Below are 25,478 nucleotides of genomic sequence, written 5' to 3' on the forward strand. Positions count from 1 at the left end.
CATTTCTTGCAACCTGTGTCAGGCCGGTTAAGGTTCAGCACAGGTTTCTCTGCCTTATGAGTCTCTATGTTCAAGCGCTCCGCCCTCCGATCCCTCGCTTTCCTGATGCTGGCCGGTGCCGCATTGTCGGCCCGTGCCGATTGGTACCTCGATGGCGAGTCTTCGCGCCTGTCGTTTGTCAGCACCAAGAATGCCAATGTTGCCGAAGTGCAGCGCTTTCTGGTGTTGCACGGCAAGGTCGATCCCGAGGGGCTGGCGCGGGTGGAAGTCGAGCTGGAGTCGATCAACAGCGGCATTGCGTTGCGCGATGAGCGCATGCGCAAGGAGCTGTTCCAGATCGACCGGTTTCCCGAGGCCTTGATCACCACGAAAATCGATCTGCGTCCGATCAACGACCTCGCTCCTGGCGCGCAGCTGGAGTTGCGCCTGCCGCTGACGGTGGACTTGCACGGCAAACAACATGAGTACCCCGCCGAACTGCTGGCGACCCGTCTCGATGACCGGCGCTTTCAGGTGGTGACCCTCGAGCCGCTGGTGATCAATGCGGAGGATTTTGATCTGGCGCCTGGTCTGGAAACGTTGCGTAAAATGGCCGGCCTCTCGGCCATCAGTCTGTCGGTGCCGGTGGGTGCGGTGCTGATTTTCACGGCGCGCTGACATGGCCGGAGCGATTTTTCCCTGGCGTGAAGGCAACCACTTCGAACTGCTGGTCGATGGTCCGCAGTTCTTCCCGCGCATGCTCGTGGCGATTGCCCGCGCCGAAGAACAGGTCGAGCTGGAGCTGTATCTGGTGGAGGCGGGCGCCTGTGCCGAAGCCATGGTCCAGGCCTTGGTGCAGGCCGCCGAGCGCGGTGTGCGGGTGCGCTGCCTGTTCGATGATTACGGTAGCCTCGCCTTCACCCTGACCTTGCGTCAGCGGCTGATGGCGGCCGGTGTGGAGCTGCGTTTCTACAATCGCCTGAGCTGGCGCCGTTGGGTTGGTAACTTCTACCGCGATCACCGCAAATTGTTGCTGGTGGACCAGAGCCTGGCCGTGGTCGGCGGCACCGGCGTCACCGACGAGTTCTGGACCCCTGGCGAAGATGTCAGCGAATGGCATGAGGTGATGGTGGAAATCACCGGCCCGCTGGTGCTCGACTGGCAGTTGCTGTTCGACCGCCAGTGGATCGCCAACCGCCATCGTCGCGCCTGGCGGCCCGCCTCGCATTTCGGTTTGCCGCGCCTGCCACGGGTGCCGTCCATGGGCGAGGGCATGGGCCGGGTGGCCTATGCCGACGCCCGCCAGCACCGGGACATTCTGCAATCGCTGGTACGCGCCTTGAACAGCGGCCAACGCCGGGTCTGGCTGGCCACACCGTACTTTTTGCCGACCTGGAAAGTCCGCCGTTCCCTGCGCCGGGCGGCTGCCCGGGGCGTCGATGTGCGGTTGCTGCTGACCGGCCCCCGTACCGATCACCCGTCCGTGCGCTACGCCGGGCATCGTTACTACCCGCGACTGCTCAAGGCCGGGGTGAAGATCTTCGAGTATCAGCCGTGTTTCCTGCACCTGAAGATGGTTTTGATCGATGACTGGGTGAGCATCGGCTCGTGCAACTTCGATCACTGGAACCTGCGCTTCAACCTGGAAGCCAACCTGGAAGCCCTGGACCCCGGACTGACCCGGTCGGTGGCGGCGAGTTTCGAACGCGACTTCGGGTTGAGTGAGCAAGTCAGCCTGGAAGAATGGCAACGCCGGCCGTTGTGGCGGCGGGTCAAGCAGAGGGTGTGGGGATGGGTGGATCGGGTGGTGGTGAATCTGCTGGATCGACGAGGTTGACGCCGATTTTCTGAACTCCATAAACCCAATGTGGGAGCGGGCTTGCTCGCGAAGGCGGAGTGTCAGTCAATGAAGATGTCGACTGACAGACCGCTTTCGCGAGCAAGCCCGCTCCCACATTTGTATTGCGTTGTTGCCGCGATTACAGCAACTCAAAACTCTGCTGCGTCACGTCCTCTGAGTCCAGGCCGATCTGTACGTTGAACTTGCCCGGTTCCGCCGCGTATTTGAGCTGGGTGTTGTAGAACTTCAGGTCGTCCTCGGTGATGGTGAAGTGCACGACCTTCTGTTCGCCGGCCTTGATCATCACTTTCTGGAAGTTCTTCAGTTCCTTGATCGGGCGGATCATCGAGCCGGCCACGTCCTGGATGTACAACTGCACCACGGTTTCGCCGTCGCGCTTGCCGGTGTTTTTCACCGTGACGCTGGCGTCGAGCTTGCCGGTCTTGTTCAGCGTGGTCGACGACAGGGCCATGTCGCTCAGGCTGAAGTCGGTGTAGCTCAGACCGAAGCCAAACGGGAACAGGGGGCCGGTGGTGTCATCGAGATACTGCGAGGTGTAGTTGCCCGGTTTGCCCGGCGTGAACGGCCGGCCAATGGTCAGGTGGTTGTAGTAGGTCGGAATCTGACCCACCGAGCGAGGGATGGTGATCGGCAGTTTGCCCGACGGGTTGTAGTCGCCGAACAGCACGTCGGCGATCGCGTTGCCGCCTTCGGTGCCGGTGAACCAGGTTTCCAGAATCGCGTCAGCTTGTTCTTTCTCTTCGAGAATCGACAGCGGACGGCCGTTCATCAACACCAGCACCAGCGGTTTGCCGGTGGCTTTCAAGGCGCGGATCAGTTCACGCTGGTTTTCCGGAATATTGATGTCCGTGCGGCTCGACGATTCGTGGGACATGCCACGGGATTCGCCAACCGCTGCCACCACTATGTCAGCGTCCTTGGCGGCTTTCACCGCTTCGTCGATCAACACGTTGGCCGGACGCGGATCATCCACCACTTCCAGGGCGTCGAAGTTGAGGAAGTTCAGGTAATCCACGACCTTCTTGTTGCTGGTAATGTTGGCGCCACGGGCGTAGATCAGCGTCGATTGCGAACCCAGTGCAGCGGACATGCCGTCGAACAGCGTGACCGATTGCGCAGGGCGACCGTTGGCGGCCCAACTGCCCATCATGTCGATCGGTGCCTTGGCCAGCGGACCCACCAAAGCGATTTTCGCGGTTTTCTTCAGCGGCAGGGTTTCGTTCTGGTTCTTCAGCAACACCATGCTGCGGCGCGCGACATCGCGGGCCTCGGCGCGGTGCAGACGGCTGTCGGCATTGGTGTCGGCCGGATCATCTTCAGCCTTGCCGATGCGCAGATACGGGTCCTTGAACAGGCCCATGTCGTACTTGGCGGCGAGTACCTCACGCACGGCGTTGTCGATGTCGCTTTGTTCAATCTCGCCGGCCTTCAACAGCCCAGGCAGCTCTTTGCCATAGAGGGTGTCGTTCATGCTCATGTCGATGCCGGCCTTGATCGCCAGCTTCGCGGCTTCGCGGCCATCGGCGGCAACGCCGTGCTTGATCAGTTCGAAAATCGCCCCGTGGTCGCTGACGGCCAGGCCTTTGAACCCCCACTCCTTGCGCAACAGGTCGTTCATCAGCCAGGTGTTTGCCGTGGCCGGCACGCCGTTGATCGAGTTCAGGGCAACCATTACCCCGCCGGCACCGGCGTCAATCGCGGCGCGGTATGGCGGCAGGTAATCCTGGTACATCTTGACCGGGCTCATGTCGACGACGTTGTAGTCGCGACCGCCCTCGACCGCGCCGTACAAGGCGAAGTGCTTGACGCTGGCCATGATGCTGTCGGCTGCGTTCGCACCGGTGCCCTGGAAGGCTTTGACCATGACGCCGGCAATGCGCGACACCAGGTAGGTGTCTTCACCGAAGCCTTCGGACGTACGGCCCCATCGCGGGTCGCGGGAGATGTCGACCATCGGCGCGAAGGTGAGGTCGACGCCGTCCGAGGAGGCTTCCTTGGCGGCGATGCGCCCGGACAGGGCGATGGCGTCCATGTCCCAGCTCGAGGCCAGGGCCAGCGGGATCGGGAAAATGGTGCGGTGGCCGTGGATCACGTCGTAGGCGAAGAACATCGGGATCTTCAGGCGGCTGCGCATGGCCGCGTCCTGCATCGGCCGGTTTTCCGGACGGGTGATCGAGTTGAACGTACCGCCGATGTTGCCCGCCGCGATTTCCTTGCGGATCATTTCGCGAGGCATTTCCGGGCCGATGCTGATCAGGCGCAACTGGCCGATTTTTTCATCGAGGGTCATTTGCTTCATCAGGTTGCTGACGAAGGCGTCCTTGTTCTCCAGGGGTGCGGGCGTCGTGGCGGCCAATACGTTATGACTGGCCAGGCTGACGAACAGGCCCAGCAAACACAGCTTCTTCATGAATAGTTTTCTCAAGGGCCCAAACGGCGATGTACACGCCGGCCAGCCAAAATTTAGGGAGCGTCTATTGTTGTTCGGGTGCCGGCTCAAAAAACCAGCGCCAAAAACGACAGCCAGATGGCGGATGCGTTTTCGCGCAGGGCCTCTTTTTAGCCCATCGGCCCGTTGCAATCCAGAGGCGCGGGCGATTATGCCCCAAGAGCCGGCCGAGAAGGTTTCACGGTCGGTTTTTTCATGAAATGCACAAGGGAGCATCATCCTGATGAATGTAAGTCCAACCTACCGCTCGCGTTTGCAGGTCGTCACGCTGCTGATGCTGGCGACGTTGCTGACCGCCTGCGGCATCAACAACATCCCGACCCTCGACGAACAGGCCAAGGCCGCCTGGGGCCAGGTGCAGAACCAGTATCAGCGCCGCGCCGACCTGATTCCCAACCTGGTGGAAACCGTCAAGGGCTACGCCAAGCATGAAGAAGAGACGCTGACGGCGGTCATCGAGGCCCGGGCCAAGGCCACGTCGATCCAGGTGGACGCCTCGACCCTCGACAATCCGGAAAAACTCAAGCAGTACCAGCAGGCCCAGGACCAGCTCAGCGGTGCCCTGAGCCGCTTGATGGTGGTTTCCGAGCGCTATCCGGACCTCAAGGCCAACCAGAACTTCCTCGCCCTGCAGTCGCAACTGGAAGGTACCGAGAACCGCATCAGCGTGGCCCGACGTGATTTCATCCTCGCGGTGCAGAAATACAACACCGAGATCCGCACGTTCCCCGGCCGTTTGTGGCACACCGTGATGTACAGCGACTTGCCGATGCGCGAAACCTTCGAAGCCACGCCGGGTTCGGAAAAGGCCCCCGAGGTCAAGTTCTGAAAAGCGCTAATCGATGTCACTACGCAAGAGGTTGCCAATGCGCGTCCTGAAAACAGGCCTGTTGCTGTTGTTGTGGGTGGTGACGATCACGGCCCGGGCCGAGCTGAGTTTTCCGGCGTTGACCGGGCGGGTGGTCGACAACGCCCAGATGATCGAACCATCGGTGCGCGAGCAACTCACCCAGCAACTTCAGGCCCATGAACAAGCCACCGGCGAGCAGCTTGTGGTCGTGACTTTGCCGGATTTGCAAGGCACCGACATCGCCGACTTCGGTTACCAGCTCGGCCGGCACTGGGGCATCGGGCAGAAGGACAAGAACAACGGTGCCTTGCTGATCATCGCCCGGGACGAACGCCGGCTGCGTATCGAAGTCGGTTATGGCCTGGAGGATCGCCTGACCGATGCCCAGAGTTCGGTGATCATCAACCAGGTCATCACTCCGGCGTTCAAGACCGGCAACTTCAGTAAAGGCATCAGTGACGGCGTGGCGGCAATGCTGGTGGTGCTGGGCGGCAACCCCTTGGATGAACCCTCCACGGCGTATGAATCCAGAGGTGATCCGGGGGATGATTTCGTCTCGCGCCATCCCGGGTTGTTCGTGTTTTTGGTGATGTTGTTCATCCTGACTGTTTTTGTGTGCCAGATGCTCGGTATTCTTCCCGCCGGCCGGGGCGGCTCCGGTGGATCCGGGGGCGGTTTTGGTGGTGGTGGATTTGGCGGCGGCGGAGGCGGTGGAGGCTTCAGCGGCGGCGGGGGCAGTTTCGGCGGGGGTGGTTCGTCCGGCGGCTGGTGATAATAAAAATGAGCAGGTAATTCACGACATGGCATTACTGACTGAACACGAACAACGCAAAGTCGCTGAGGCAATCGCCCGGGTCGAGCGCGACACCGATGCAGAGCTGGTGACCGTACTCGCGGCCCGTGCCGACGACTACGCGTACATCCCGTTGCTGTGGGCCAGCCTGCTGGCGCTGCTGGTGCCGGGCATCGTGCACTACCTTACCGGTTGGCTGACCATGCACAGCCTGCTGCTGGTGCAATGGGCCATCTTCATCGTGCTGTGCCTGGTGTTCCGCCTGCCGAAAGTCACCACCCATCTGATCCCGCGCTCGGTGCGTCACTGGCGCGCCTCGAACCTGGCGCGCCGGCAGTTCCTGGAGCAGAACCTGCACCACACCGAAGGCAGCACCGGCGTGCTGATTTTCGTCTCCGAGGCCGAGCGTTATGTGGAGATCCTGGTGGATGAAGGGATTTCCAGTCGCCTGGACAACAAGAACTGGGACGCCATCGTCGCCACGTTCACCCAGCAAGTGAAGCAGGGGCAAACGCTGCAAGGGTTTGTCAGCTGCGTCGAAGCCTGTGGCGAACTGCTCAAGGTGCATGTGCCCGTGACCCATGTGCGCAATGAGTTGCCGAACCGCCTGGTAGTGCTCGGCTAAGTCTTGCCGTGGCGTTATGTAGCGCTCGCCGCTACAACTCCCGTCAATTGTCCGGGTTTGGCCTTGTCGTCAGTATTTCTCTCTAACAGTGGACGCCCAGCGACGGGTGTTCCCAAGAAGAGGGATTCTTATGGCACCCCAACAATCGAATGACTCTTTGGCACGGGCAACTCGTGGCGCAGAGGCAAGTACACCCAAGGCGAAACTGACGGCGAAAGAAACACAAATCCTGATGTGGTGTTTCAAAGGTAAAACCTCCTGGGAAATCTCCAGGATCGAGAACTGCACGGAATCCACCGTCAATTTTCACTTCGCCAATATTCGCCGAAAGTTCGACGTCAGCTCTCGCACTTGCGCATTGCTCAAAGCGATCGAGTCGGGCGCGATCATCGTGGACTCGGTCGTTGCGCGAGGTGCACATGAGCGTGGCTGATTCGGCCTACAACGGTATCAATGGGCTCATGTTGGGGATGGGGATTGCGACCCTGCCAGTGGTTAATGGCGAGGTACTGTTCGGTGCAATGCTCGGCGCGTGGCTGGTCACCACCACTCGCACTAACTTCAAGACCTGGCAGCGCATCGGTTCCTGGTTGCTGTCTGCGGGTGTCGGTTACCTCTTTACGCCTGCCGCACATCCGCTGGTGCCATTTCTGACAGAAGGTGTAACAGCCTTTCTTTGCGCGCTGATCGTTATTCCTATCAGTATCAAACTCATGCAATGGATCGATGGTGCAGGTATCGGCGAAATCATTCGCCACCTGAGAGGGCGAAGATGATGGTCCGTGAAAGAGATGCCTTGGTGTGGGGGGGCGAGCGTGGCTCACTTGATCGGTGCGTTCAGATTGTCGTGTTTTCAGCGCATTTCTGCCTGTTGCCCGTAGTACTTCTTGCAGCAATGAAACTTTGGATTACATCTTTCATCAAGTTTCATTTACAGGATTAAGTGTTGCCAGAATAGCGGCCATTTCGGAAAGCCTGAGTTCCATGTCGCGCAGTCGTTGCTTTTCCTCGAGTGCGTTTTGTATGGCGCAGCGATCATCTTCGTCGAGCAGCCGCCAGATCGCGAGAATGGTGTTTTCCCGTGTTGTGCTTTCCTGATTGGCCTCCGAAGTGTCAGTAACTGTTTGTCGCAAAACCGGACCTTCGCCCAGCAGCAGCCAGTCAAGGGAGATTCCCCGGGTTTGAGCGATTTCTACGCATAATGAGTATGGTGTGCTGTCGCGGCCTTTCCAGCTGCTAAGGGTTTGCGGGCTGATCTGTAGCGCGGAGGATAAAGAAGCATCGGTTTTAGTGCCGGTAACTTGCTTCAGGCGAGCCAGAACAGCTTGTGATTTTTTGCTACGCAATTTGAGCCTCTTCCTTTTGACATATGCTTTTTGAGTGCCTAATTTATGCGTAATGAGTACTTTTTTTCTTGTAAGTAATCAATCATCAAAGATGAGTCAGAAGAATACGATGTCGAAACTTCCTAATGGTATCAGGGTGATTTCCTACGAGCATGGCTCGTTCCCATTACGCGTCCGCCCGATGCACTTCCTTATGTCTGGCAGACACTGTTCGCAAGTCCGGAGCGCCACGATGAACGACTTAAGCAGTATTGCGTTTGATCAGGTTGATTGCCACCCGATGACCGCCGGGATTCAAGCATGAGTACTTATAAAATGGTGTGCCCGCACTGCTTGAGCAGGATGCGCATCCGCACCAGCGAAGGCCGGCATATTTTCCTGCGGGTGGCGTATTTGCAATGCACGTCGGAAGCTTGCGGTTGGTCCGTGCGTGCCGAATTTGAAATGACCCATGAGCTTTCGCCCAGCGGCATGCCCAACCCGGCCGTACGCCTGCCTTGCGCCGGACCTGATTTGCGCCGTGACGCCCGGCCCGTGGCAGTCAGTCCTGCCACGACAGACGTGCCGCAGGAGACGTGAGCATGATGGTTATCGATGAACATGCAGATATGAATGAGGAGCTTTTGGCCATCGCCCAGGCGTTTCTGGGGCGTCATGAAAGTGAAGGGGGGATCGACGATCAAGTCCTGTTTTGTCGGGCGGTGAAGCATTTGCAGAATATGGATGTACCGATGCACCTGGCGGAAAGGCTGGTCAGCCGTGCCTATGGGGTACTCAAGTCGCACAACGACCGTCGGCGACTGGACATCGATGCCAGTTCCGAAACGGTCGCCGTGGTGACTGACCCGGCCAATGGCCTGACCTGGGCGGTGCCAGTGGGGTTGATTGTCAAACACATCATCAACTCACCGAACAACCGCAAGCTTCGCGTAGTGGAACCCTGAGGTTTCAACGATTGTGTTGAGGTCCTGGGCTGCTGACTGGGACCTGCCACAAAATAACCCCGTGCCCAAAGTCCTCGTCCCCCTTAAAATACCGGCATTCTTCGATTTGCATCGCCTGAGGCCGTTTTTCCATGTCCGTCACCGCCACTCCCGCCAGCCTCGCGCCGGATCACCACGCCCAGTTCATCGACCTGCTGCAAACCAGCCTCGAGCACAATGCGTTCATCAAGCTGGTGCTGGCCAAGTACGTGGGCGATGAAACGGACCTGCAGCGGATCATCATCAAGCCGGTGACGGTCAAGACGCAGCCTTGCCTGTCTTTTGTCTACCGCTACAAGACTCGCGATATCACCAAGAACCTGCCGGTGGCCGAAGGTGTGACGAGTATTGCCGAGTTGCTGCCCGCATCGTTCAAAAATGCGCATTTGTTGTCGTTGACCGACGAAGCCCAGCTCGAATACAGCAAAAAGGGCAAGTCATCGCTGTTCAAGAGCAAACCTCAGCAATTGCGCGAAGTGCCATCGGCCGAGCACAACCGTGAGAAAAACCGTTTTCTTGACCTGAGCCGGCCGTTTCTCGCCGACCTGGGCGTGACCAACAAGCAGCATGAGCTGATCCCGGCGATGTCGCGCAAGTGGAAGCAGATCAACAAGTTCATCGAAGTGTTCAGCCATGCGCTGACTTCGTCACCCCTGGCGCTGGACAAACCGGTGCGTGTGGCGGACTTCGGTTCGGGCAAGGGTTACCTGACCTTCGCCATCCACGATTACCTGCGCAATACCTTGAAGGCCGATGGCGAAGTGACCGGCGTCGAGCTGCGTGAAGACATGGTCACCCTGTGCAACACCGCTGCGGCCAAGCTTGAACACCCCGGCCTGGTGTTCAAGTGCGGTGACGTGCGCAGCGTGGCGCCGAGCGAGCTGGATGTGATGATCGCCCTGCATGCCTGCGATATCGCCACGGACTATGCGATCCACACCGGCATCCGTTCCGGCGCCTCGATCATCATGTGCTCGCCGTGCTGCCACAAACAGATCCGCCTGCAAATCCAGAGCCCGGCGCTGCTCAAGCCGATGCTGCAATACGGCTTGCACCTGGGCCAGCAGGCCGAGATGGTCACCGACAGTTTGCGCGCGCTGTTCCTTGAGGCCTGCGGCTACGAGACCAAGGTGTTCGAGTTCATCTCTCTGGACCACACCAACAAGAACAAGATGATCCTGGCGGTCAAGCGCGCTGAACCGGTGGACCCGGCCCAGTTGCTGGCGAAGATTCAGGAGCTGAAGGATTTCTACCACATCAGCGAGCATTGCCTGGAAACCCTGCTGCGCGCTGACGGCTACCTCTGACTCCCTGTAGGAGCCGGCTTGCTGGCGATGGCGTCCTCAAAATCGCCATCGCCAGCAAGCCGGCTCCTACAGGGTTCATGTGGTGGCAATGCGCGCGGGGCTGACTGCCGTCTTGCGCCCCAGCATCACAGTGACAATCACCCCGCCAGCAAACAGCCAGGTGATCGGCTCCACATGTTCCCCGAAGAACAACGCCGAAAAGGCGATGGTGAAGAAAATCTGCAGCAACTGGATCTGACTGACCCGGGCAATGCCGCCCATGGCCAGCCCGGCGTACCAGGCGAAAAAGCCGATGAACTGTGAAAACAGCGAGACATAACCGAAGGCCCACCAGGTCTTGGCGGAAATTTCGCCCTGATGCTGCAGCGCCAGATACACCACCGGGCCGATCAGCAGTGGCGTCGACAGCACCAGCGCCCAACAGATCACCTGCCAGCCGCCCATTTCCCTGGCCAGTCGGCCTCCCTCGGCGTAGCCCAATCCGCCCACGGCAATGGCGCCAAGCATCAGCAAGTCACCGCCCTGAATGCTGCCGGCGCCGCTGATCAGTGCATAACCGAGCACCAACGCGCTGCCCAATGCGGCGCAGGCCCAGAAGGCTTTGGAAGGCCGTTCATGGGACAACCACGCGGCGTACAGCGCCACGCACAGCGGCTGCAGACCGTTGACCAGCGCGCCGTGGGATGCCGGCAAGGTTTGCATGGCCCATGCCGACAATACCGGGAAGCCGAGGATCACCCCGGCCATCACCAGCGTGAGGCCTTTTACCTGCTTCCAGGTCGGCCATTTTTCCCGGCGCCACAGCAACAGTAACGCCGCCGGAACCGCCGCAAACAGTGCCCGGCCCAGGCCGTTAAGCAGGGGGTGGAGTTCCTGCACGACAATCCGGGTGAAGGGCAGGGTGAGGCTGAAGATCACAACGCCGAGCAGGCCCAGGGCCATGCCGGTGTTTTCGCGCGAGGACATGATGGCAACCAGAATCGTGGGTGATGGGGTAAGGCTCCATATAGCCATAAACCGTGGGTTTCCCGCTGTTACAGCTAGGCACAGACTTATCCGTACAGTTGCAAACAAACCTTTGTGGCGAGGGGGCTTGCCCCCGTTGGGCTGCGCAGCAGCCCCTTTCCGGTTTCATCAATCGAACCGTGCTGTCCGATTTAGCGCCTGCTTCGCAGGCGAACGGGGGCAAGCCCCCTCGCCACAAGGTAGTAGCCGGTTGTTACCCGCCCAGCTGGATAAGGACTACCTTGAATACTCCTGCACGCCCACTTCCAGAGGAGTCCTCCCCATGGCTGCGAAAAAGATCCTGATGCTGGTCGGTGACTACGTCGAAGACTATGAAGTGATGGTGCCGTTCCAGGCGCTGTTGATGGTCGGCCACACGGTGCACGCCGTTTGCCCGGACAAGACCGCCGGCCAGACCGTGCGCACGGCGATCCATGACTTTGAAGGCGACCAGACCTACAGCGAAAAACCCGGTCACCTGTTTGCCCTGAACTTCGATTTCGCCAAGGTCAACGCCGCCGATTATGACGCCGTGCTGATTCCGGGCGGCCGTGCGCCGGAGTACCTGCGCCTGAACGAAAAGGTCCTGGAGCTGGTGCGTGCGTTCGACCAGGCCGGCAAGCCGATCGCCGCCGTGTGCCATGGCGCGCAGTTGCTGGCGGCAGCGGGAGTTCTCGAAGGTCGCGAATGCAGCGCTTATCCGGCCTGCGCTCCGGAAGTGCGACTGGCGGGCGGTACGTATATCGACATTGCGGTGACGGACGGCCATGTTCAGGGCAATCTGGCCACGGCGCCGGCCTGGCCTGCGCACCCGAACTGGCTGGCCGGTTTCCTGGGGCTGCTGGGTACCAAAATCACGCTGTAACGAGGGACATGCCCATGTGCGAGCTGTATGTCAAAGCCGACCCGATACTCTACGAATCGCGCTCCCGCTCGCTGCGTATCTGCGGGGTGGTCACCACCCTGCGGCTGGAGAATCAGTTCTGGGACATCCTCAGCGAAATTGCCGAAGTCGACGGCATGACCACCAATCAGTTGATCGCCAAGCTGTATGAAGAGGTGATGGACTATCGCGGCGAGGTGGTCAATTTTGCTTCGTTCCTGCGGGTCAGTTGTACGCGGTATCTGAGTCAGCGGCGCACGCAGGCGCCGGAGTTGTCGGTGGTGCGGGCAGTGGTGAAATAGTCAAAACTGCGTCGACCCCTTCGCGAGCAAGCCCGCTCCCACAGGTTCAATGTGATCCCTGTCGGAGCGGGCCTGCTCGCGAAGGGGCCGGCACAGGCGACAGAAATAGCAGTCTGGTCTTTACTCTGAAGCGCGCAACCTCTCAATCGCCAAGGAGAAAAAGCATGTCCGGATGGTATGAAGTGAGCAAAAGCAGCAGTGGTCAATTCAGGTTTGTCCTCAAGGCGGCCAACGCCGAGACCATTCTGACCAGCGAGCTGTACACCACCCACGCCGCCGCCGACAAAGGCATCGCCTCGGTCCAGGCCAACAGCCCACTGGATGAGCGTTACGAGAAGAAAACCACCAAGGACGGCCACCCGTATTTCAACCTCAAGGCGGGCAACCACGAAATCATTGGCAGCAGCGAGGCCTATTCCTCTGATGCCGCCATGGAAAAAGGCATTGCCAGTGTGAAGGCCAACGGCTCGACAAAGGTGGTCAAGGACAAGACGTTGCCGGTGCTTTGATTCCGCCACACATCCCTTGTAGGAGCTGGCTTGCCAGCGATGAGGCCGGCACATCCAACGATGATGTCGTCTGGTATGACGCTATCGCTGGCAAGCCAGCTCCTACAGGGGGGCTGTGTGTGGTTGCGGATCAGCGCAAGACTTTCAGCAACCCTTGCAGTTGTTCACAAGCCGCCTCGCTCAACGGGAACACCGGCAGCCGAGGATCCCCCACCTCCAGTCCCGTCGCCCGCAACCCCGCCTTTATCGTCGCTGGCAAGCCACCCTTGAGGATGAAATCCAGCAGCGGCAACTGGCGATAGAACAGCTCGCGGGCCTTGCGTAAATCATTGGCCAGCACTGCTTCGTACAAATCCAGATTGAGCTGCGGGATCAGGTTCGGCGCGGCGGTGCACCAGCCTTTTGCGCCCGCGGCAAAGGCCTCCAGGGCCAATGGGTTGCAGCCGTTGTAGAACGGCACCCGGCCTTCGCCGAGGCGTTGCAGTTGGTGCATGCGCTGGATGTCGCCGGTGCTCTCCTTGACCATGGTCACGTTTTCCACGGCGTTGACGATGCGCAGGATCAGCTCCACCGACATGTCGGTGCCGCTGGTGGCCGGGTTGTTGTAGAGCATGATCGGCACGCCGATGCTGTCGCCGATGGCGCGGTAATGGGCGAGGATTTCCGCTTCGCTGAGTTTCCAGTAGGACGCGGGCAGTACCATCACCACATCGGCGCCATGGGCTTCGGCGAAACGTGCGCGACGCACCGCTTTAGCGGTGGTCAGGTCAGACACGCTGACGACGGTCGGCACGCGTTTGGCCACGTGCCTGATGCTGAACTCGCTGACCTGATCCCACTCGGCGTCGCTCAGGTAGGCACCTTCGCCGGTGCTGCCCAGCGGTGCGATGGCGTGCACGCCGCCCTCGATCAGACGGTCGATGGAACGCCCGAGGGCGTCCAGGTCAACGCCTTCGCCATCGGCGGTAAAAGGGGTGATGGTGTAGCCGATGATGCCGTGAATGTTTGCGGTGGACATGGTGTCTCTCCGTTCTATCAATGGGTTCAGTTCAGGCAATCGGCGTGTTGGCGCAGGATCTGCCGGGCGTAGTAGTTGAAAGCGGCGGCGTGGCGTTTCGGTCGGGCAATCCAGTCATGGGCTTCACGGCCCAGTTCGGGAATGATCGGCTTGATGGTCCCGGCGCTCATTGCCAGCAGTTGCAGCTTCGCGGCGCGTTCGATCAGTTGCGCGATGACACAGGCTTCCTCGATGGTGCTGCCGGTGGACAATTGACCATGGTGTGAGAGCAGGATTGCCCGTTTGTCGCCCAGTGCCCCGGCAATCAACTCACCTTCTTCGTTACCCACCGGCACGCCCGGCCAGCCTTCGAGAAACGCGCAGTCGTCATAGAGCGGGCAGAGGTCCATGTGGGAAATCTGCAGCGGCACTTCCAGCATCGACAAGGCCGCAACGTGGGTCGGATGGGTGTGAATGATGCAGTTCACATCCGGGCGGGCGCGGTACACCCAGCTGTGAAAACGATTGGCCGGGTTGGGCATGCCGTGGCCTTCGAGCACCTCCAGGTCCTCGTTGACCAGCAGCAGGTTGCCCGCGCTGATTTCGTCGAAACCCAGGCCCAGTTGCTGAGTGTAGTAAGTGCCGGGCTGTGGGCCACGGGCGGTGATCTGCCCGGCAAGGCCGGAATCGTGACCGTGCTCGAACAGGATGCGGCAGGTCAGGGCCAGCTTTTGCCGGGCGGTCCACGTATTATCCGCCAGGGTATTTTGCATTTGGTTCAGTGCGTGCTTGACCAGTTGCTCTTTGGGCAGTGCTAATGTCTTGGCCATATCGGTGTCCTTTGGGTGATTCAATGGACGTCGGGTTTGCTGCTTACCGGTTCCTCGCAAAGTTGTCGGTGAGCGCAAATGACACTAAAGAGGCTATATGACACATTGTGTCATTGGCAAGGACAAATCGTTGCCTCCTTGATGGATTAACCGCTCTAAATGTCTATCCGTTTGAAATTACTAAGAAAAAAACTTGGCGTGACCTTGGAAGCCTTGGCCGAACAATCCGGCATGACCAAGAGTTACCTGTCGAAAGTCGAGCGCGGGCTGAACACTCCGTCGATTGCTGCCGCCCTGAAACTGGCCAAGGCGCTGAACGTGAAGGTCGAGGAATTGTTCTGCGAAGATAACGTCAGCCTCGACAGCTACAGCCTGGTGCGCAGCCACGAGCGGCAACCTTTGGGTGCCAGTGACAGCAATTCGGGTTACGCGGTGCTGGCCCATCAGGTCAGCGAACGCAGCCTGTTGCCGTTCATCATTTACCCGCCGGCCGAATTCACCGACAAGACCTTCAAGGAGCACTTGGGCGAGGAGTTTCTGTTCGTCCACGAAGGACGAGTGGAAGTGGACTTCATGAACGAGCGCGTGCTGCTCGAACGTGGCGATGCGTTGCACTTCAATGCACAGAAGCCGCACCGGATTCGTTCGGTGGGTGAGGTGCAGGCGCAGTTGCTGGTGGTGGTGCATAGCACCGAAGAATAGGCGGGGAGGTCACAAAAGCTTCGCGAGCAAGCCCGCTCCCACATTGGAATGCGTTCCCCTGTGGGAGCGGGCTTGCTCGCGAAAGCGCCAGGTCGGCCAGTACTAAACTTCGACTGGAACCGTGAGCTTCGGGCCACCCAACGCATGGCTCTTTGAATCAAAAAACCGCAACTCAACCCCCGTTCCCTCAAACACCTTCGCGTAATGCCGCTTCTGATGCTGGATGAACGCCTTGCTGCGCGGATAAATCGAGATCGCCAGCACCTGCGGTTTCGCCAGGCGCAAGGCGTGGATGATGTGGCTGTCCTGCTCCCCCAGCGCATGGCCGAAGATGCACAGCGCCTGGCCGTGACCGAGTAGTTGCTCGTAGCAGAACGACAGATAGTCCGAACTGCGAATGGTCTTGAGCTTGTCCGCGCTCGGCCCTTCGTTGACGAACAGCGGCACGTCGTCGAGGGTCTTGATCGTGTTGTTGATGGCGAAATTGCCCAGCAAGGTGCCCTCGGTCGACATCAGTTTGCGAGCCGTGCCGTCCTGGTTGCGCACCAGGTGCAGACCGCCGTGCAGGTACAGCAATCGGGTCTTGTCGGTGGCTGTGGCGCTCAGGTTGAAAGCCGGTTCGGCACCCTGGAACAGATCGGTGATCGCCTCAGGCTGGTGTTGCACCGCCCAGTAGTTGAGCAGGTCGTAATTGGTGGTGAACACCGTGCGATAGCGGGCCAGTTCCTGATTGATCGTTGCCAGCGTCGATGGCACCACCAGCCGCCACGGGATATGCACCGCATGCACGGTGTTGATCAGCGCTTCCTTGATCGCGTAGTAGCGATTGCGCGGGGCGGCGGAGCTCACAGCCAGGGCCTTGTTGACCCGGCTGGTGGTTTTCAGGGCGCTCAGTACCTGCTCGAAACTGCGGGTCTGCATCGCATCGAACACACTCAGCTCGGACGGGCTCAGGGGTTTTTCTTCAACGGTGCGGGCGTTTTCGAACAGTGACTCGTAGCCGAAATCGTCCCACACCGCGCGACTGGCGCCGTTGCCCACCAGCAAACCACTGAACGAAGCGGTGTTGCGCAAGGCGTTCCAGTCTTCAAGTTGGGCGTCGACATCCTGGAAATCGGTCATTGCGGTCTTCGTCTCACGGCAAAAGGTCTGTGGGCGGCGACTTTATCACGACCAGGTGCCCGGACCACGGCACGACTCGGGCGAACAACGCTATGCTGCGACTTTGCCCGAGCCGACTTCGCCGAGTACCCGATGCTGCAAAAAAGCCTGATTCGCCGTCTCGACCTGATCACTCTGCAACTGTTCGTCGCCGTCCATGAAGAGGGCACGCTGACCCGCGCTGCCTCGCGCGAAGCGATTGCCGTCTCGGCGGCGAGCAAGCGCTTGATGGAGCTGGAGGAGGCGCTGGGCATCAGCCTGTTCGTGCGCCAGGCCAGGGGCATGTCCCTGACGCCGGCCGGTGAAACGCTGCTGCACCATGCCCGGCAGATGCTCTTCAACGTCGAGAAAATGGGCCTGGAACTGGGCGAACACAGCCACGGTGTGCGCGGTTATGTGCGGATGCTCGCCAACCTGTCGGCGATCATTCAGTTTTTGCCCGAGGACCTGCGGGATTTTTCCGAGCGTCATCCACAGGTCAAGACCGACCTCGAAGAACGTCCTAGCGCCGGGGTGATTCAGGGCGTGCTCGATGGGGTGGCCGACCTCGGGATCTGCTCCATCGACAGTGACATCAAGGGCCTGCACAGCGTGCTGTATCGCCAGGACAAACTGGTGGTGCTGATGCCGCCCAATCATCCATTGGCGAATCGTGCGAGCGTGGCCTTCGCCGATACGCTGCAGAGCGATTACGTTGGGCTGCATGCCGCCAGTTCGATCAATATGCGTACCCACGCCGCAGCCCGTGAGGCCGGCAAGGTCCTGCGGGTGCGCATTCATGTGCCAGGGTTCGATGCCATGTGTCGCATGGTCCAGGCCAACATGGGGATCGGCATCCTTCCGCAGCGCGCCTATGAATTGTTCGGCCGGGCGCTGGGTTTGCATGCGGTGCCGTTGACGGACGAATGGTCCGATCGGGCGTTGATTCTGGTGGTGCGCGATGAGGCACTGCTGTCGCCGGTGAGCCGGATGTTGTTTGAGCATTTGCGCGGCCCAGCCTGAGAGTTCTCGGCTGAATGGGCCGGCCTCTTCGCGAGCAAGCCCGCTCCCACATTGGAGTGCGTTCCCCTGTGGGAGCGGGCTTGCTCGCGAAGGCGGCCCTGAGGCCACGACAATCTCCCCGAGCGTTCGCATTTCGCGAACGCCCGTTGCCAACTGAAGGTTGGATTCCCCAGCCTCCTGTCCTCTAGCCTTGGCTCATATTCCAAGAACAAGAGGTACCCCGCGATGACTGCCCCCTTGAGTGCGATCAAAGTGATCGAGATCGGCACGCTGATCGCCGCACCGTTTGCGGCGCGCATGCTGGCCGAGTTCGGCGCCGAAGTGATCAAGATCGAAGCCATGGGCCAGGGCGATCCCCTGCGCAAATGGCGCAAGCTGCACGAAGGCACCTCGCTGTGGTGGTACCTGCAATCGCGCAACAAGAAGTCCCTGGCGCTGAACCTCAAATCCCCCGAAGGCATCGAGTTGGTCAAGCAACTGGCGACCAGCGCCGATGTGCTGATCGAAAACCTGCGCCCCGGCGCCCTGGAGAAGCTCGGCCTCGGCTGGGACGTGTTGCACGCGCTCAATCCCAACCTGACGCTGGTGCGGATTTCCGGTTACGGCCAGACCGGTCCTTACCGCGATCGTCCGGGTTTCGGCGCCATAGGCGAAGCCATGGGCGGCATCCGCTACACCACCGGCACCCCCGGTTCGCCGCCGGCGCGGGTCGGCGTGAGCCTTGGCGATTCCCTGGCTTCGCTGCATGCGGTGATCGGTGCGCTGATGTCGCTGCTTCGGGTCAAGACCGGGCAGGGCGGCGGGCAGATCGTTGATGTGTCCCTGGCCGAAAGCGTGTTCAACGTCATGGAAAGCCTGGTGCCGGAATACGACATGCTTGGCCATGTGCGCGAACGCAGTGGTGGCGCCTTGCCGGGCATTGCGCCGTCCAACACCTATCTGACCGCCGACGGCGCCTACGTGGTGATTGCCGGCAACAGCGATCCGATCTACAAGCGCCTGATGCACACCATCGGCCGCGACGATCTGGCCGAGGCGCCGGAATTCGCCCACAACGACGGGCGTGCAGCCAAGAGCAATGTGCTCGACGCCGCCATCACCCACTGGACCAGCAGCCTGCCCATCGATGAGGTACTGGCCGCCCTGGAGGCCGCCGAAGTCCCTGCCGGACGCATCTACTCGGTGGCCGATATCGTCGCCGATCCGCATTATCAGGCGCGGGACATGCTACTCAATGCCGAACTGCCCGGTGGCGCCACGGTAAAGATGCCGGGCATCGTGCCGAAACTCTCCGAGACCCCCGGCGGCGTGAACTGGTCCGGCCCCGGTCTGGGCCAGCACACCGACGGCATCCTCGCGCAACTGGGCCTTACCGTTGCCGACATCGAGCGCCTGAAAGTCGAAGGAGTGGTGCAATGATCACCGATTATTCCGACAGCCTGATCGTGCAGGAAGTCTCCCCGCGCGACGGTTTGCAAATCGAGCCGACCTGGGTTGAAACCACCGACAAGATTGCCCTGATCGATCAGTTGTCGCTGGCCGGATTCAGCCGTATCGAAGCCGGTTCGTTCGTGTCGCCCAAGGCCATTCCGGCGCTGCGCGACGGCGAGCTGGTGTTCAAGGGCATCAACCGGCAGCCGGGGGTGATCTACGTCGCGCTGATCCCCAACCTCAAAGGCGCGCAACGGGCGCTGGCATGTCGCGCCGATGAGTTGAACCTTGTGATGTCCGCCAGCCAGACCCACAACCGGGCGAACATGCGCATGGGTTGTGAAGATTCATTGGCCGCGTTCGGCGAGATCGTGCACTTCGTTGGCGACAGCCCGGTGCGACTCAACGCCAGCATCGCCACCACCTTCGGCTGCCCGTTCGAAGGCAAGATCGATGAGGACCGCGTACTGCAAATCGTCGAGGCCTATCAGGAACTCGGCATCCAGGGCATCACCCTGGCCGACACCACGGGCATGGCCAACCCGCGTCAGGTCGACCGGCTGGTGCGCCGTGTGCTGCAACGGGTATCCCCGGAGGACCTGACCCTGCACTTTCACAACACCCGTGGCCTTGGCCTGTGCAACGTACTGGCCGCCTACGAGGCTGGTGCCCGGCGCTTCGACGCGGCCCTCGGCGGCCTCGGTGGTTGCCCGTTTGCACCGGGGGCGTCGGGCAACATCTGTACCGAAGACTTGGTCAACCTGTGCGATGAAGTCGGTATTCACACCGGCATCGATTTGCCGTTGTTGCTGAAGCTGTCCCGAGGATTGCCGGCGCTGCTCGGTCACGAAGTACCGGGCCAACTGGCCAAGGCCGGACGCAACTGTGACCTGCACCCCGTGCCGTCCTGACCCAACCGATAACCCTGTGGGAGCGGGCTTGCTCGCGAAGACGGAGTGTCAGTCGACATCAATGCTGAATGTCAGACCGCTTTCGCGAGCAAGCCCGCTCCCACAGTAAAAGCAATTCCGCTGAGCTACTCAACCAGACAACAAAAACAATCGGACACCCACGGGAAGTCCGCCTGGAGAACCGCAATGAGCCTGAATGCACTGGAGGCGAGCGCGAGCCCGTCCGTTAGCCACGACACCGAAAAAGCCCTGGTCAGCAAAGTCGCCTGGCGCCTGATGCCGCTGATCATGGTCTGCTACCTGTTCGCCTTTTTCGACCGCATCAACATCAGCTTCGCCAAGTTTCAGTTGCAGACCGACCTGAGCCTGAGCGACACCGCGTACGGCCTCGGCGCCGGGTTGTTCGTGGTCGGTTATGTGATTTTCGAAGTGCCCAGCAACATGATGCTGTACAAGGTCGGCGCCCGGCGCTGGATCGCCCGGATCATGATGTCCTGGGGCCTGGCCACGGCGGCCATGGTGTTCGTCAACAGCGAATGGCAGTTCTACACCCTGCGCTTCGTGATCGGTGCGATGGAGGCGGGTTTCGCTCCGGGCGTGCTGTATTACCTGACCCTGTGGTTCCCGCAGCACTATCGCGGGCGCATCACCTCGATGCTGTTCCTGTCCTCGGCCTTCGCCGGTCTGGTGGGTGCGCCATTCTCCGGGTTGGTACTGCAACACCTAGACGGCTTCCTGGACATGCGTGGCTGGCACTGGCTGTTCCTGCTCGGTGGCGTGCCATGCATCGGCCTCGGTTTGCTGGTGCTGACCCTGCTCAAGGACCGCATCGAAGACGCTCATTGGCTGACGTCCTCGGAGAAGACCCTGCTGGCCAGCCGCATCGCCCAGCACGAGCCGCACAAGAGCGGTGGCTCGTTGCTCGCCGCATTGCGGATACCGGGCTTCCTGACCTTGGGCCTGATCTACTTCCTGATCCAGGTAGCGTCCTACGGCTTGAATTTCTGGGCACCGCAACTGATCCGCAGCGCCGGCACCGAAAGTCCGGTGATGATCGGCTTGCTGACCGCCATCCCGTACATCTGCGGCGCCATCAGCATGGTGGTGATCGGGCGCCTGTCCGATGCTTCCGGCGAGCGGCGCAAGTATGTCGCCGGTCTGGTGGCGGTCGGGGCGGTCGGGTTCTTCTGTGCGGGGATCTTCGCCAGCCACACGACCTTCCTGATCGTCGCGTTGGGCCTGCTCGGCGCCGGGATCATCGCCTCCATCCCGAGCTTCTGGACCCTGCCGCCGAAACTGCTGGCCGGTGCCGGCGCGGGTGCTGCTGGCGGGATCGCGGTGATCAACACCCTGGGTCAGTTCGGCGGCATTGTCAGCCCGGTGATGGTCGGCCGGATCAAGGACCTGACCGGCAGCACCACGCCGGCGCTGTATGTCATTGGTGTGTGTACGCTGATTGCGGTGGCGCTGTTGCTGTGGGGGTTGCCGCAGAAGTTGCGCACACTCGATAAGTTTTAAAAGATCGCAGCCTTCAGCCGCCCCTGCTCGGACCACGCATCCCCGTAGGAGCTGCCGGAGGCTGCGATCTTTTGATCTTCAAGACGTCGCTGTCATCGCCTTTTGCGCAGTGTCACTAAACTGAATCAACACCACCCCGGCCATCAACAGCATCACCCCAAACACCTTGGGCAGGGTGAGCTGACGCTCCACCAATCCAAACCAGCCGTAGTGATCCAGCAACAACGACGCCACCACTTGCCCCGCCAGCGCCAATGCCATGAACCCCGCGGCCCCGAGTTTGGGCAGCAGCACCAATGCCAGGGAAATGAATATCACCCCAAAAGCGCCGCCGGCCCACATCCAGAGCGGCGCCTTGCTGATGAATGCCAGTGACGGCAACGGCAAGCGCATCGCAACAATGATCGGCAACAGCACGATAACGCTCACCAGCAACGAAGCGAGCGTCGCCCACAACGGATGGCCCAACCCGCGCCCGAGATTGACGTTGATCGCGCTCTGAAACGGCACCACCGCCCCGGCGATCATCGCCAGCCCCATCAGGCCGGCCCAATGCAACGTACTCATGATCGATCTCCAACAGGTTTTGCTGGACTCTAGGGTATTCGTCGCGCAGATTTAAATTCCGTTTTGTTATTCAGAACATGCAGCAGATGAATGATCTTCGACGCATCGACCTCAACTTGCTGGTGATCCTCGACGCCTTGCTCGCCGAGCAACACGTGACCCGGGCTGCCGAGCGTCTGCACTTGAGCCAGCCAGCGGTCAGCCATGCGCTGGCGCGTTTGCGCGATCTGCTTGGCGACCCACTGCTGGTGCGCGCCGGTGCCGGCCTGGTACCGACTGCGCGAGCGCTGGAACTGGTGGCGCCGTTGGCCGAAGCCCTGGCTCAGGTGCAAGCGCTGCTGGCACCAAACGCCTTCGATCCTGCGACCACCCGGCGCACCTTCCGCCTGGCGATGTCCGACTACGGCGCCGCCATTGTCTTGCCGGGACTGATCCGAACCTTGCGCCGCGAAGCGCCGGGCATCGACCTGCAAATCAGCCATGGCAGCCGCGAAAGCATGCTCGAAGGGGTGCTCAACGGTGACATTGATGTCGCCGCCGGTGTATTCCCGGAGATGCCCAATGAGTTGCGCAGCACGCCGTTGTTCGAAGAGCACTACGCCTGCCTGGTGGACCGCAAAAGCCTGCCCGCCGAGGGTGTCCTGGATCTGCCCACTTATTTGGCACGCCCCCACGTCCTGTTGGAAATGCGCGGCAGCGGCACCCCGGAGATCGAGCGCGCCTTGACCGCCTTGCGCGAACGCCGGCGTGTCGCCATCAGCCTGCCACACTGGAGCATCGCCCCGCAGTTCATCAGCGGCACCGACCTGATCCTCACCGTCGCGTCCCGAGGCTTGCGCGATATTGATGAGTCCTCATTGATTGTCGTGCCACCACCGTTTCATATTCCGTCGTTTACCTTTGTACTGGCCTGGCACAAGCGGCGGGGCGGGGATCAGGCGTTGAACTGGTTGAATCGCTGGATTGAGGAGGGGGTTTTCGACCAGGACGCGGTCACTTGTAGGAGCCGGCTTTGCCGGCGATGATCGGTAACGATAACGCGTGTGAACCGGATAAACGCGGTGCATTTGAATCCATCGCAGGCAAGCCGGCTCCTACAGGTATTGCGTTGCGTGAAGAGTCTTTTTAAATGGCCTTTACCCATTGGAAGGTGGCAGGCGACGCGTATGAAAAAATCGCAGTACCTGAAGCCGACCTTGGCGAACCCGGTAGGGAATCAAATAGGGGCGATCAGGGCGGGACCAGCCCGTTCGTCTATCGAGATGTTTCAGTCGTCAGGCAATGACCTGATATAGACTGGCGACCATTCACCAAGCAGTTCAAAAGGACTCCCAATGACCCCATCGTTGCTAATGGCCGTGCTTGCCTCGGGTTTTATCTACGGCATCACCCCGGGGCCGGGCGTGCTGGCGGTACTCGGCATTGGCGCGGCCCATGGGCGACGGGCCGGGGCGGGGTTTCTGTGCGGGCATTTGCTCGGCGATGTGGTGTGGTGCAGCACGGCGCTGATCGCGATTGTCGGTGCGCGGGAAATCGGCAGTACCGCGTTCGACGTGCTCGGCGTGCTCAGCGGCCTGTACCTGTTCTGGCTCGGCTGGCGTGCGGTGAGCGCCCGGCGCGGCAACGGTGATGCGCCGCAGGGCGCGGCGCGGCAGCCGTTCTGGCACGGCATTGTGTTTGGCCTGACCAATCCCAAGGCCTATCCGGTGGCGGTGGCGACGTTCACGGCGCTGCTGTCGAGTCGCGCGGAACTGCTCAACTGGTCAATGCTGCCAGCACTGATCGGCCTGAGCTTCGTCGGCGGATTGCTCGCCTACGCTATCCTCATCGGCATCGTCGGTGCGCGGCGAGTGCGCACCTTGTACCAGCGTCATGAACTGGCAATCACCCGGTTGTGCGGGGTGATGTTCATCGGTTTTGCCATCAACGCGCTGGTCCATGCGTTGCCGGGGCTGATGCCGAACAAGGCTTGAATGTGATGACAAGGAAGCACCACCGACTGGGCAGGGATGATTGATGAGCGCAGCATTATCGGGACACCCACGCTGAACCATGGAAAACCGAAATTCCGCGCCTCTGGCGAGCTATATCGATCTGTTGCTGGATGCCGTTTGTGCGGTGGACAAGCAGGGCCGCTTCGTCTTTGTCAGTGCGGCATGCGAGCGTATTTTCGGCTACAGCGCCGATGAGCTGATCGGTCGGCAGATGATCGATATGGTGCACCCGGGTGATCGTCAGCGCACCCTCGACGCCGCCCGGGAAATCATGGGTGGCGAACCCAAGCTCAACTTCGAAAACCGCTACCTGCGCAAGGATGGCCGGGTGGTGCACATTCTCTGGTCGGCTCGCTGGTCCGAGGTCGACCAGTTGCGCATCGCCGTGGCTCGCGACATCACCGAGCGCAAGCAGGCCGAGTCCCGACAAGCCGCGCTCTATGCGATTTCCGAAGCGGCCCATGCGGCGGAGGACCTGCTGGCGTTGTTCAAGCGCATCCACATGATCATCGGCGAATGGCTGCCGGCACTGAATTTTTCCGTGGCGCTGTACGACGAGCACTGCGCACAGTTGAATTTCCCTTATCACGTCGATGACCACGAGCCACAGCCCGAACAGCCCGGAACCATGACCGGGCGTCTGTGCGCCGAAGTGATCCGCACGGGGCAGCCGATCTTGCTGACGCCAGATCAGAGCACGCCTCCTGCCGGCTTCGAAGTGCTGGTGACCGAGCAGAACGCACCCTGTTGGCTGGGTGTGCCGCTGAACTCGCAAAACGGCACCATCGGCGCGTTGATCGTCAAAAGCATTCCGGGCGGCGAGCGTTACACCGAGCAAGACAAGGAACTGCTGCAATACGTCTGCGCCCAGGTCGCGACCGCCATCGAGCGCAAGCAGTTGCACGCCCGCCTGCAACACATGGCCCAGTACGATCAACTGACCCAGTTGCCCAACCGTGAGCTGCTGCGCGACCGGCTCAAGGCCTCACTGCAAGTGGCCCGGGAGGACGGCGGGTACATGGCGTTGCTGTACGTCGACCTCGACCGCTTCAAGCAAGTCAACGACACCCACGGCCATGCGGTCGGCGACATGCTGCTGCAAGCGGTGGCCAATCGGCTCAAGGGCTGCGTGCGGGAAACCGACACCGTGGCGCGCATCGGCGGCGATGAATTCGTGGTGCTGCTGCACAGCATTCATGCGGCGGACGATACCGACATCGTGGTCGAGAAAGTTCGTCAGGTCCTGGCCCAACCCCTGCGTCTGGACGGCCTCAGCCTGAACATCCAGCCAAGTATCGGCGTCGCCCGATACCCCGATCATGGTACCGAAGAGAAGCAATTGTTCCGGCATGCCGACGAGGCGATGTACTGCGCCAAGCGCGAGAATCACCTGCGACTGGTCTGACAACCCGGGCACCGTTCGTCGCGCTATCCGCGCATTTTTCTAAACCTTTTGGGACGCGCAAATTCAGA

At 60.7% G+C, this 25,478-nt stretch carries 28 protein-coding genes and 1 pseudogene; 21 read left to right on the forward strand and 8 right to left on the reverse strand.

Annotated elements, in window-relative coordinates; translation table 11 throughout:
• The first annotated feature begins 66 nt into the window (after window positions 1-66).
• Together QMK54_RS06625 and QMK54_RS06630 are read left to right on the forward strand one after the other, a co-directional pair.
• On the forward strand, window positions 67-657 hold the full coding sequence (locus QMK54_RS06625; RefSeq protein WP_110658127.1) for a YceI family protein: 591 nt from the start codon (window positions 67-69) through the stop codon (window positions 655-657).
• A gap of 1 nt (window position 658) precedes the next feature.
• A complete protein-coding gene (locus QMK54_RS06630) occupies window positions 659-1,816 on the forward strand; it encodes a phospholipase D-like domain-containing protein (protein ID WP_110658129.1) in 1,158 nt (385 codons plus the stop codon).
• Window positions 1,817-1,958: 142 nt separating this feature from the next.
• Here the strand turns inward: QMK54_RS06630 and bglX are convergent, their stop codons facing one another.
• Complete coding sequence (bglX, locus tag QMK54_RS06635) at window positions 1,959-4,250, reverse strand: beta-glucosidase BglX (protein ID WP_320402242.1); 2,292 nt, start codon at window positions 4,248-4,250, stop codon at window positions 1,959-1,961.
• Window positions 4,251-4,512: 262 nt separating this feature from the next.
• Between bglX and QMK54_RS06640 the strand changes: the two genes are divergently transcribed.
• From QMK54_RS06640 to QMK54_RS06660, 5 genes are all read left to right on the forward strand, one after another.
• Window positions 4,513-5,118, forward strand: a complete 606-nt coding sequence (locus QMK54_RS06640; protein ID WP_046041485.1) for a LemA family protein — start codon at window positions 4,513-4,515, stop codon at window positions 5,116-5,118.
• A 37-nt stretch (window positions 5,119-5,155) separates the two neighbouring features.
• A complete protein-coding gene (locus QMK54_RS06645; RefSeq protein WP_320402243.1) occupies window positions 5,156-5,911 on the forward strand; it encodes a TPM domain-containing protein in 756 nt (251 codons plus the stop codon).
• A gap of 28 nt (window positions 5,912-5,939) precedes the next feature.
• Entirely contained in the window at window positions 5,940-6,557 is a 618-nt protein-coding gene (locus QMK54_RS06650) for a TPM domain-containing protein (RefSeq protein ID WP_103394533.1), read from the forward strand.
• A 130-nt stretch (window positions 6,558-6,687) separates the two neighbouring features.
• Window positions 6,688-6,990, forward strand: a complete 303-nt coding sequence (locus tag QMK54_RS06655) for a helix-turn-helix domain-containing protein (protein WP_320402244.1) — start codon at window positions 6,688-6,690, stop codon at window positions 6,988-6,990.
• Entirely contained in the window at window positions 6,977-7,333 is a 357-nt protein-coding gene (locus tag QMK54_RS06660; protein WP_110661856.1) for a putative holin, read from the forward strand. Before QMK54_RS06655 ends, QMK54_RS06660 begins: the two co-directional genes overlap by 14 nt.
• 144 nt (window positions 7,334-7,477) lie before the next feature.
• Here QMK54_RS06660 and QMK54_RS06665 read toward each other — a convergent pair whose 3' ends face one another.
• Entirely contained in the window at window positions 7,478-7,903 is a 426-nt protein-coding gene (locus QMK54_RS06665; protein ID WP_181432118.1) for a helix-turn-helix domain-containing protein, read from the reverse strand.
• 300 nt (window positions 7,904-8,203) lie between these two features.
• Between QMK54_RS06665 and QMK54_RS06670 the strand changes: the two genes are divergently transcribed.
• The 3 genes from QMK54_RS06670 (at window position 8,204) to QMK54_RS06680 (ending at window position 10,193) form a co-directional block, all read left to right on the forward strand.
• Window positions 8,204-8,482, forward strand: a complete 279-nt coding sequence (locus tag QMK54_RS06670; protein WP_110661858.1) for an ogr/Delta-like zinc finger family protein — start codon at window positions 8,204-8,206, stop codon at window positions 8,480-8,482.
• A 2-nt stretch (window positions 8,483-8,484) separates the two neighbouring features.
• Window positions 8,485-8,847, forward strand: coding sequence for a hypothetical protein (locus tag QMK54_RS06675; RefSeq protein WP_110661859.1), 363 nt, complete (start codon window positions 8,485-8,487; stop codon window positions 8,845-8,847).
• Window positions 8,848-8,978: 131 nt separating this feature from the next.
• Window positions 8,979-10,193, forward strand: a complete 1,215-nt coding sequence (locus tag QMK54_RS06680) for a class I SAM-dependent methyltransferase (protein ID WP_110661860.1) — start codon at window positions 8,979-8,981, stop codon at window positions 10,191-10,193.
• A gap of 75 nt (window positions 10,194-10,268) precedes the next feature.
• Here QMK54_RS06680 and QMK54_RS06685 read toward each other — a convergent pair whose 3' ends face one another.
• Window positions 10,269-11,159, reverse strand: coding sequence for a DMT family transporter (locus tag QMK54_RS06685; protein ID WP_110661861.1), 891 nt, complete (start codon window positions 11,157-11,159; stop codon window positions 10,269-10,271).
• 322 nt (window positions 11,160-11,481) lie between these two features.
• Between QMK54_RS06685 and QMK54_RS06690 the strand changes: the two genes are divergently transcribed.
• The 3 genes from QMK54_RS06690 to QMK54_RS06700 all read left to right on the forward strand — a co-directional run bounded on the left by QMK54_RS06690 (window position 11,482) and on the right by QMK54_RS06700 (window position 12,892).
• Window positions 11,482-12,063 (forward strand): DJ-1/PfpI family protein, encoded by a 582-nt coding sequence (locus QMK54_RS06690; protein ID WP_110662479.1) that lies wholly within the window; start codon window positions 11,482-11,484, stop codon window positions 12,061-12,063.
• A 14-nt stretch (window positions 12,064-12,077) separates the two neighbouring features.
• Window positions 12,078-12,383, forward strand: coding sequence for a ribbon-helix-helix domain-containing protein (locus QMK54_RS06695; RefSeq protein WP_110662480.1), 306 nt, complete (start codon window positions 12,078-12,080; stop codon window positions 12,381-12,383).
• A gap of 164 nt (window positions 12,384-12,547) precedes the next feature.
• A complete protein-coding gene (locus QMK54_RS06700) occupies window positions 12,548-12,892 on the forward strand; it encodes a YegP family protein (protein WP_110662481.1) in 345 nt (114 codons plus the stop codon).
• Between the two features lie 130 nt (window positions 12,893-13,022).
• On the opposite strand, the gene QMK54_RS06705 is transcribed toward QMK54_RS06700, so the two are convergent.
• Window positions 13,023-13,910 carry a dihydrodipicolinate synthase family protein gene (locus tag QMK54_RS06705; RefSeq protein ID WP_320402245.1) on the reverse strand — a complete coding sequence of 296 codons (888 nt, stop codon included), beginning with the start codon at window positions 13,908-13,910 and terminating at the stop codon, window positions 13,023-13,025.
• 26 nt (window positions 13,911-13,936) lie between these two features.
• Entirely contained in the window at window positions 13,937-14,719 is a 783-nt protein-coding gene (locus tag QMK54_RS06710; RefSeq protein WP_223596126.1) for an aldolase, read from the reverse strand.
• A 159-nt stretch (window positions 14,720-14,878) separates the two neighbouring features.
• Between QMK54_RS06710 and QMK54_RS06715 the strand changes: the two genes are divergently transcribed.
• Window positions 14,879-15,421: a helix-turn-helix domain-containing protein gene (locus QMK54_RS06715; RefSeq protein ID WP_110663303.1), complete on the forward strand. Its 543-nt coding sequence runs from the start codon at window positions 14,879-14,881 to the stop codon at window positions 15,419-15,421.
• A 102-nt stretch (window positions 15,422-15,523) separates the two neighbouring features.
• Here the strand turns inward: QMK54_RS06715 and QMK54_RS06720 are convergent, their stop codons facing one another.
• Window positions 15,524-16,543, reverse strand: a complete 1,020-nt coding sequence (locus tag QMK54_RS06720) for a DUF4917 family protein (protein ID WP_110661037.1) — start codon at window positions 16,541-16,543, stop codon at window positions 15,524-15,526.
• 132 nt (window positions 16,544-16,675) lie between these two features.
• On the opposite strand from QMK54_RS06720, the gene QMK54_RS06725 reads away from it, so the two are divergent.
• The 4 genes from QMK54_RS06725 (at window position 16,676) to QMK54_RS06740 (ending at window position 21,444) form a co-directional block, all read left to right on the forward strand.
• Complete coding sequence (locus QMK54_RS06725; protein ID WP_223596121.1) at window positions 16,676-17,584, forward strand: LysR family transcriptional regulator; 909 nt, start codon at window positions 16,676-16,678, stop codon at window positions 17,582-17,584.
• A 225-nt stretch (window positions 17,585-17,809) separates the two neighbouring features.
• Window positions 17,810-19,003, forward strand: coding sequence for a CaiB/BaiF CoA transferase family protein (locus QMK54_RS06730; protein WP_223596120.1), 1,194 nt, complete (start codon window positions 17,810-17,812; stop codon window positions 19,001-19,003).
• Window positions 19,000-19,926 carry a hydroxymethylglutaryl-CoA lyase gene (locus QMK54_RS06735; protein ID WP_110661040.1) on the forward strand — a complete coding sequence of 309 codons (927 nt, stop codon included), beginning with the start codon at window positions 19,000-19,002 and terminating at the stop codon, window positions 19,924-19,926. Before QMK54_RS06730 ends, QMK54_RS06735 begins: the two co-directional genes overlap by 4 nt.
• Before the next feature lie 186 nt (window positions 19,927-20,112).
• A complete protein-coding gene (locus QMK54_RS06740; protein ID WP_320402246.1) occupies window positions 20,113-21,444 on the forward strand; it encodes an MFS transporter in 1,332 nt (443 codons plus the stop codon).
• Between the two features lie 78 nt (window positions 21,445-21,522).
• Here the strand turns inward: QMK54_RS06740 and QMK54_RS06745 are convergent, their stop codons facing one another.
• Window positions 21,523-22,011, reverse strand: coding sequence for a DMT family transporter (locus QMK54_RS06745; protein WP_110661042.1), 489 nt, complete (start codon window positions 22,009-22,011; stop codon window positions 21,523-21,525).
• A 77-nt stretch (window positions 22,012-22,088) separates the two neighbouring features.
• Here QMK54_RS06745 and QMK54_RS06750 point away from each other — a divergent pair, with 77 nt between their 5' ends.
• Window positions 22,089-23,036, forward strand: coding sequence for a LysR substrate-binding domain-containing protein (locus QMK54_RS06750; protein ID WP_223596118.1), 948 nt, complete (start codon window positions 22,089-22,091; stop codon window positions 23,034-23,036).
• A 111-nt stretch (window positions 23,037-23,147) separates the two neighbouring features.
• Here the strand turns inward: QMK54_RS06750 and QMK54_RS06755 are convergent.
• Window positions 23,148-23,255 (reverse strand): annotated as a pseudogene (locus QMK54_RS06755) (type II toxin-antitoxin system RelE/ParE family toxin); the annotation flags it as partial.
• Window positions 23,256-23,345: 90 nt separating this feature from the next.
• On the opposite strand from QMK54_RS06755, the gene QMK54_RS06760 reads away from it, so the two are divergent.
• Both QMK54_RS06760 and QMK54_RS06765 read left to right on the forward strand, forming a co-directional pair.
• Window positions 23,346-23,984: a LysE family translocator gene (locus QMK54_RS06760; RefSeq protein WP_320402247.1), complete on the forward strand. Its 639-nt coding sequence runs from the start codon at window positions 23,346-23,348 to the stop codon at window positions 23,982-23,984.
• A 79-nt stretch (window positions 23,985-24,063) separates the two neighbouring features.
• Window positions 24,064-25,410: a bifunctional diguanylate cyclase/phosphodiesterase gene (locus tag QMK54_RS06765; RefSeq protein ID WP_110661697.1), complete on the forward strand. Its 1,347-nt coding sequence runs from the start codon at window positions 24,064-24,066 to the stop codon at window positions 25,408-25,410.
• The last annotated feature ends 68 nt before the right edge of the window (window positions 25,411-25,478 follow it).

The sequence above is a fragment of the Pseudomonas sp. P5_109 genome, assembly GCF_034009455.1.
GTDB lineage: Bacteria > Pseudomonadota > Gammaproteobacteria > Pseudomonadales > Pseudomonadaceae > Aquipseudomonas.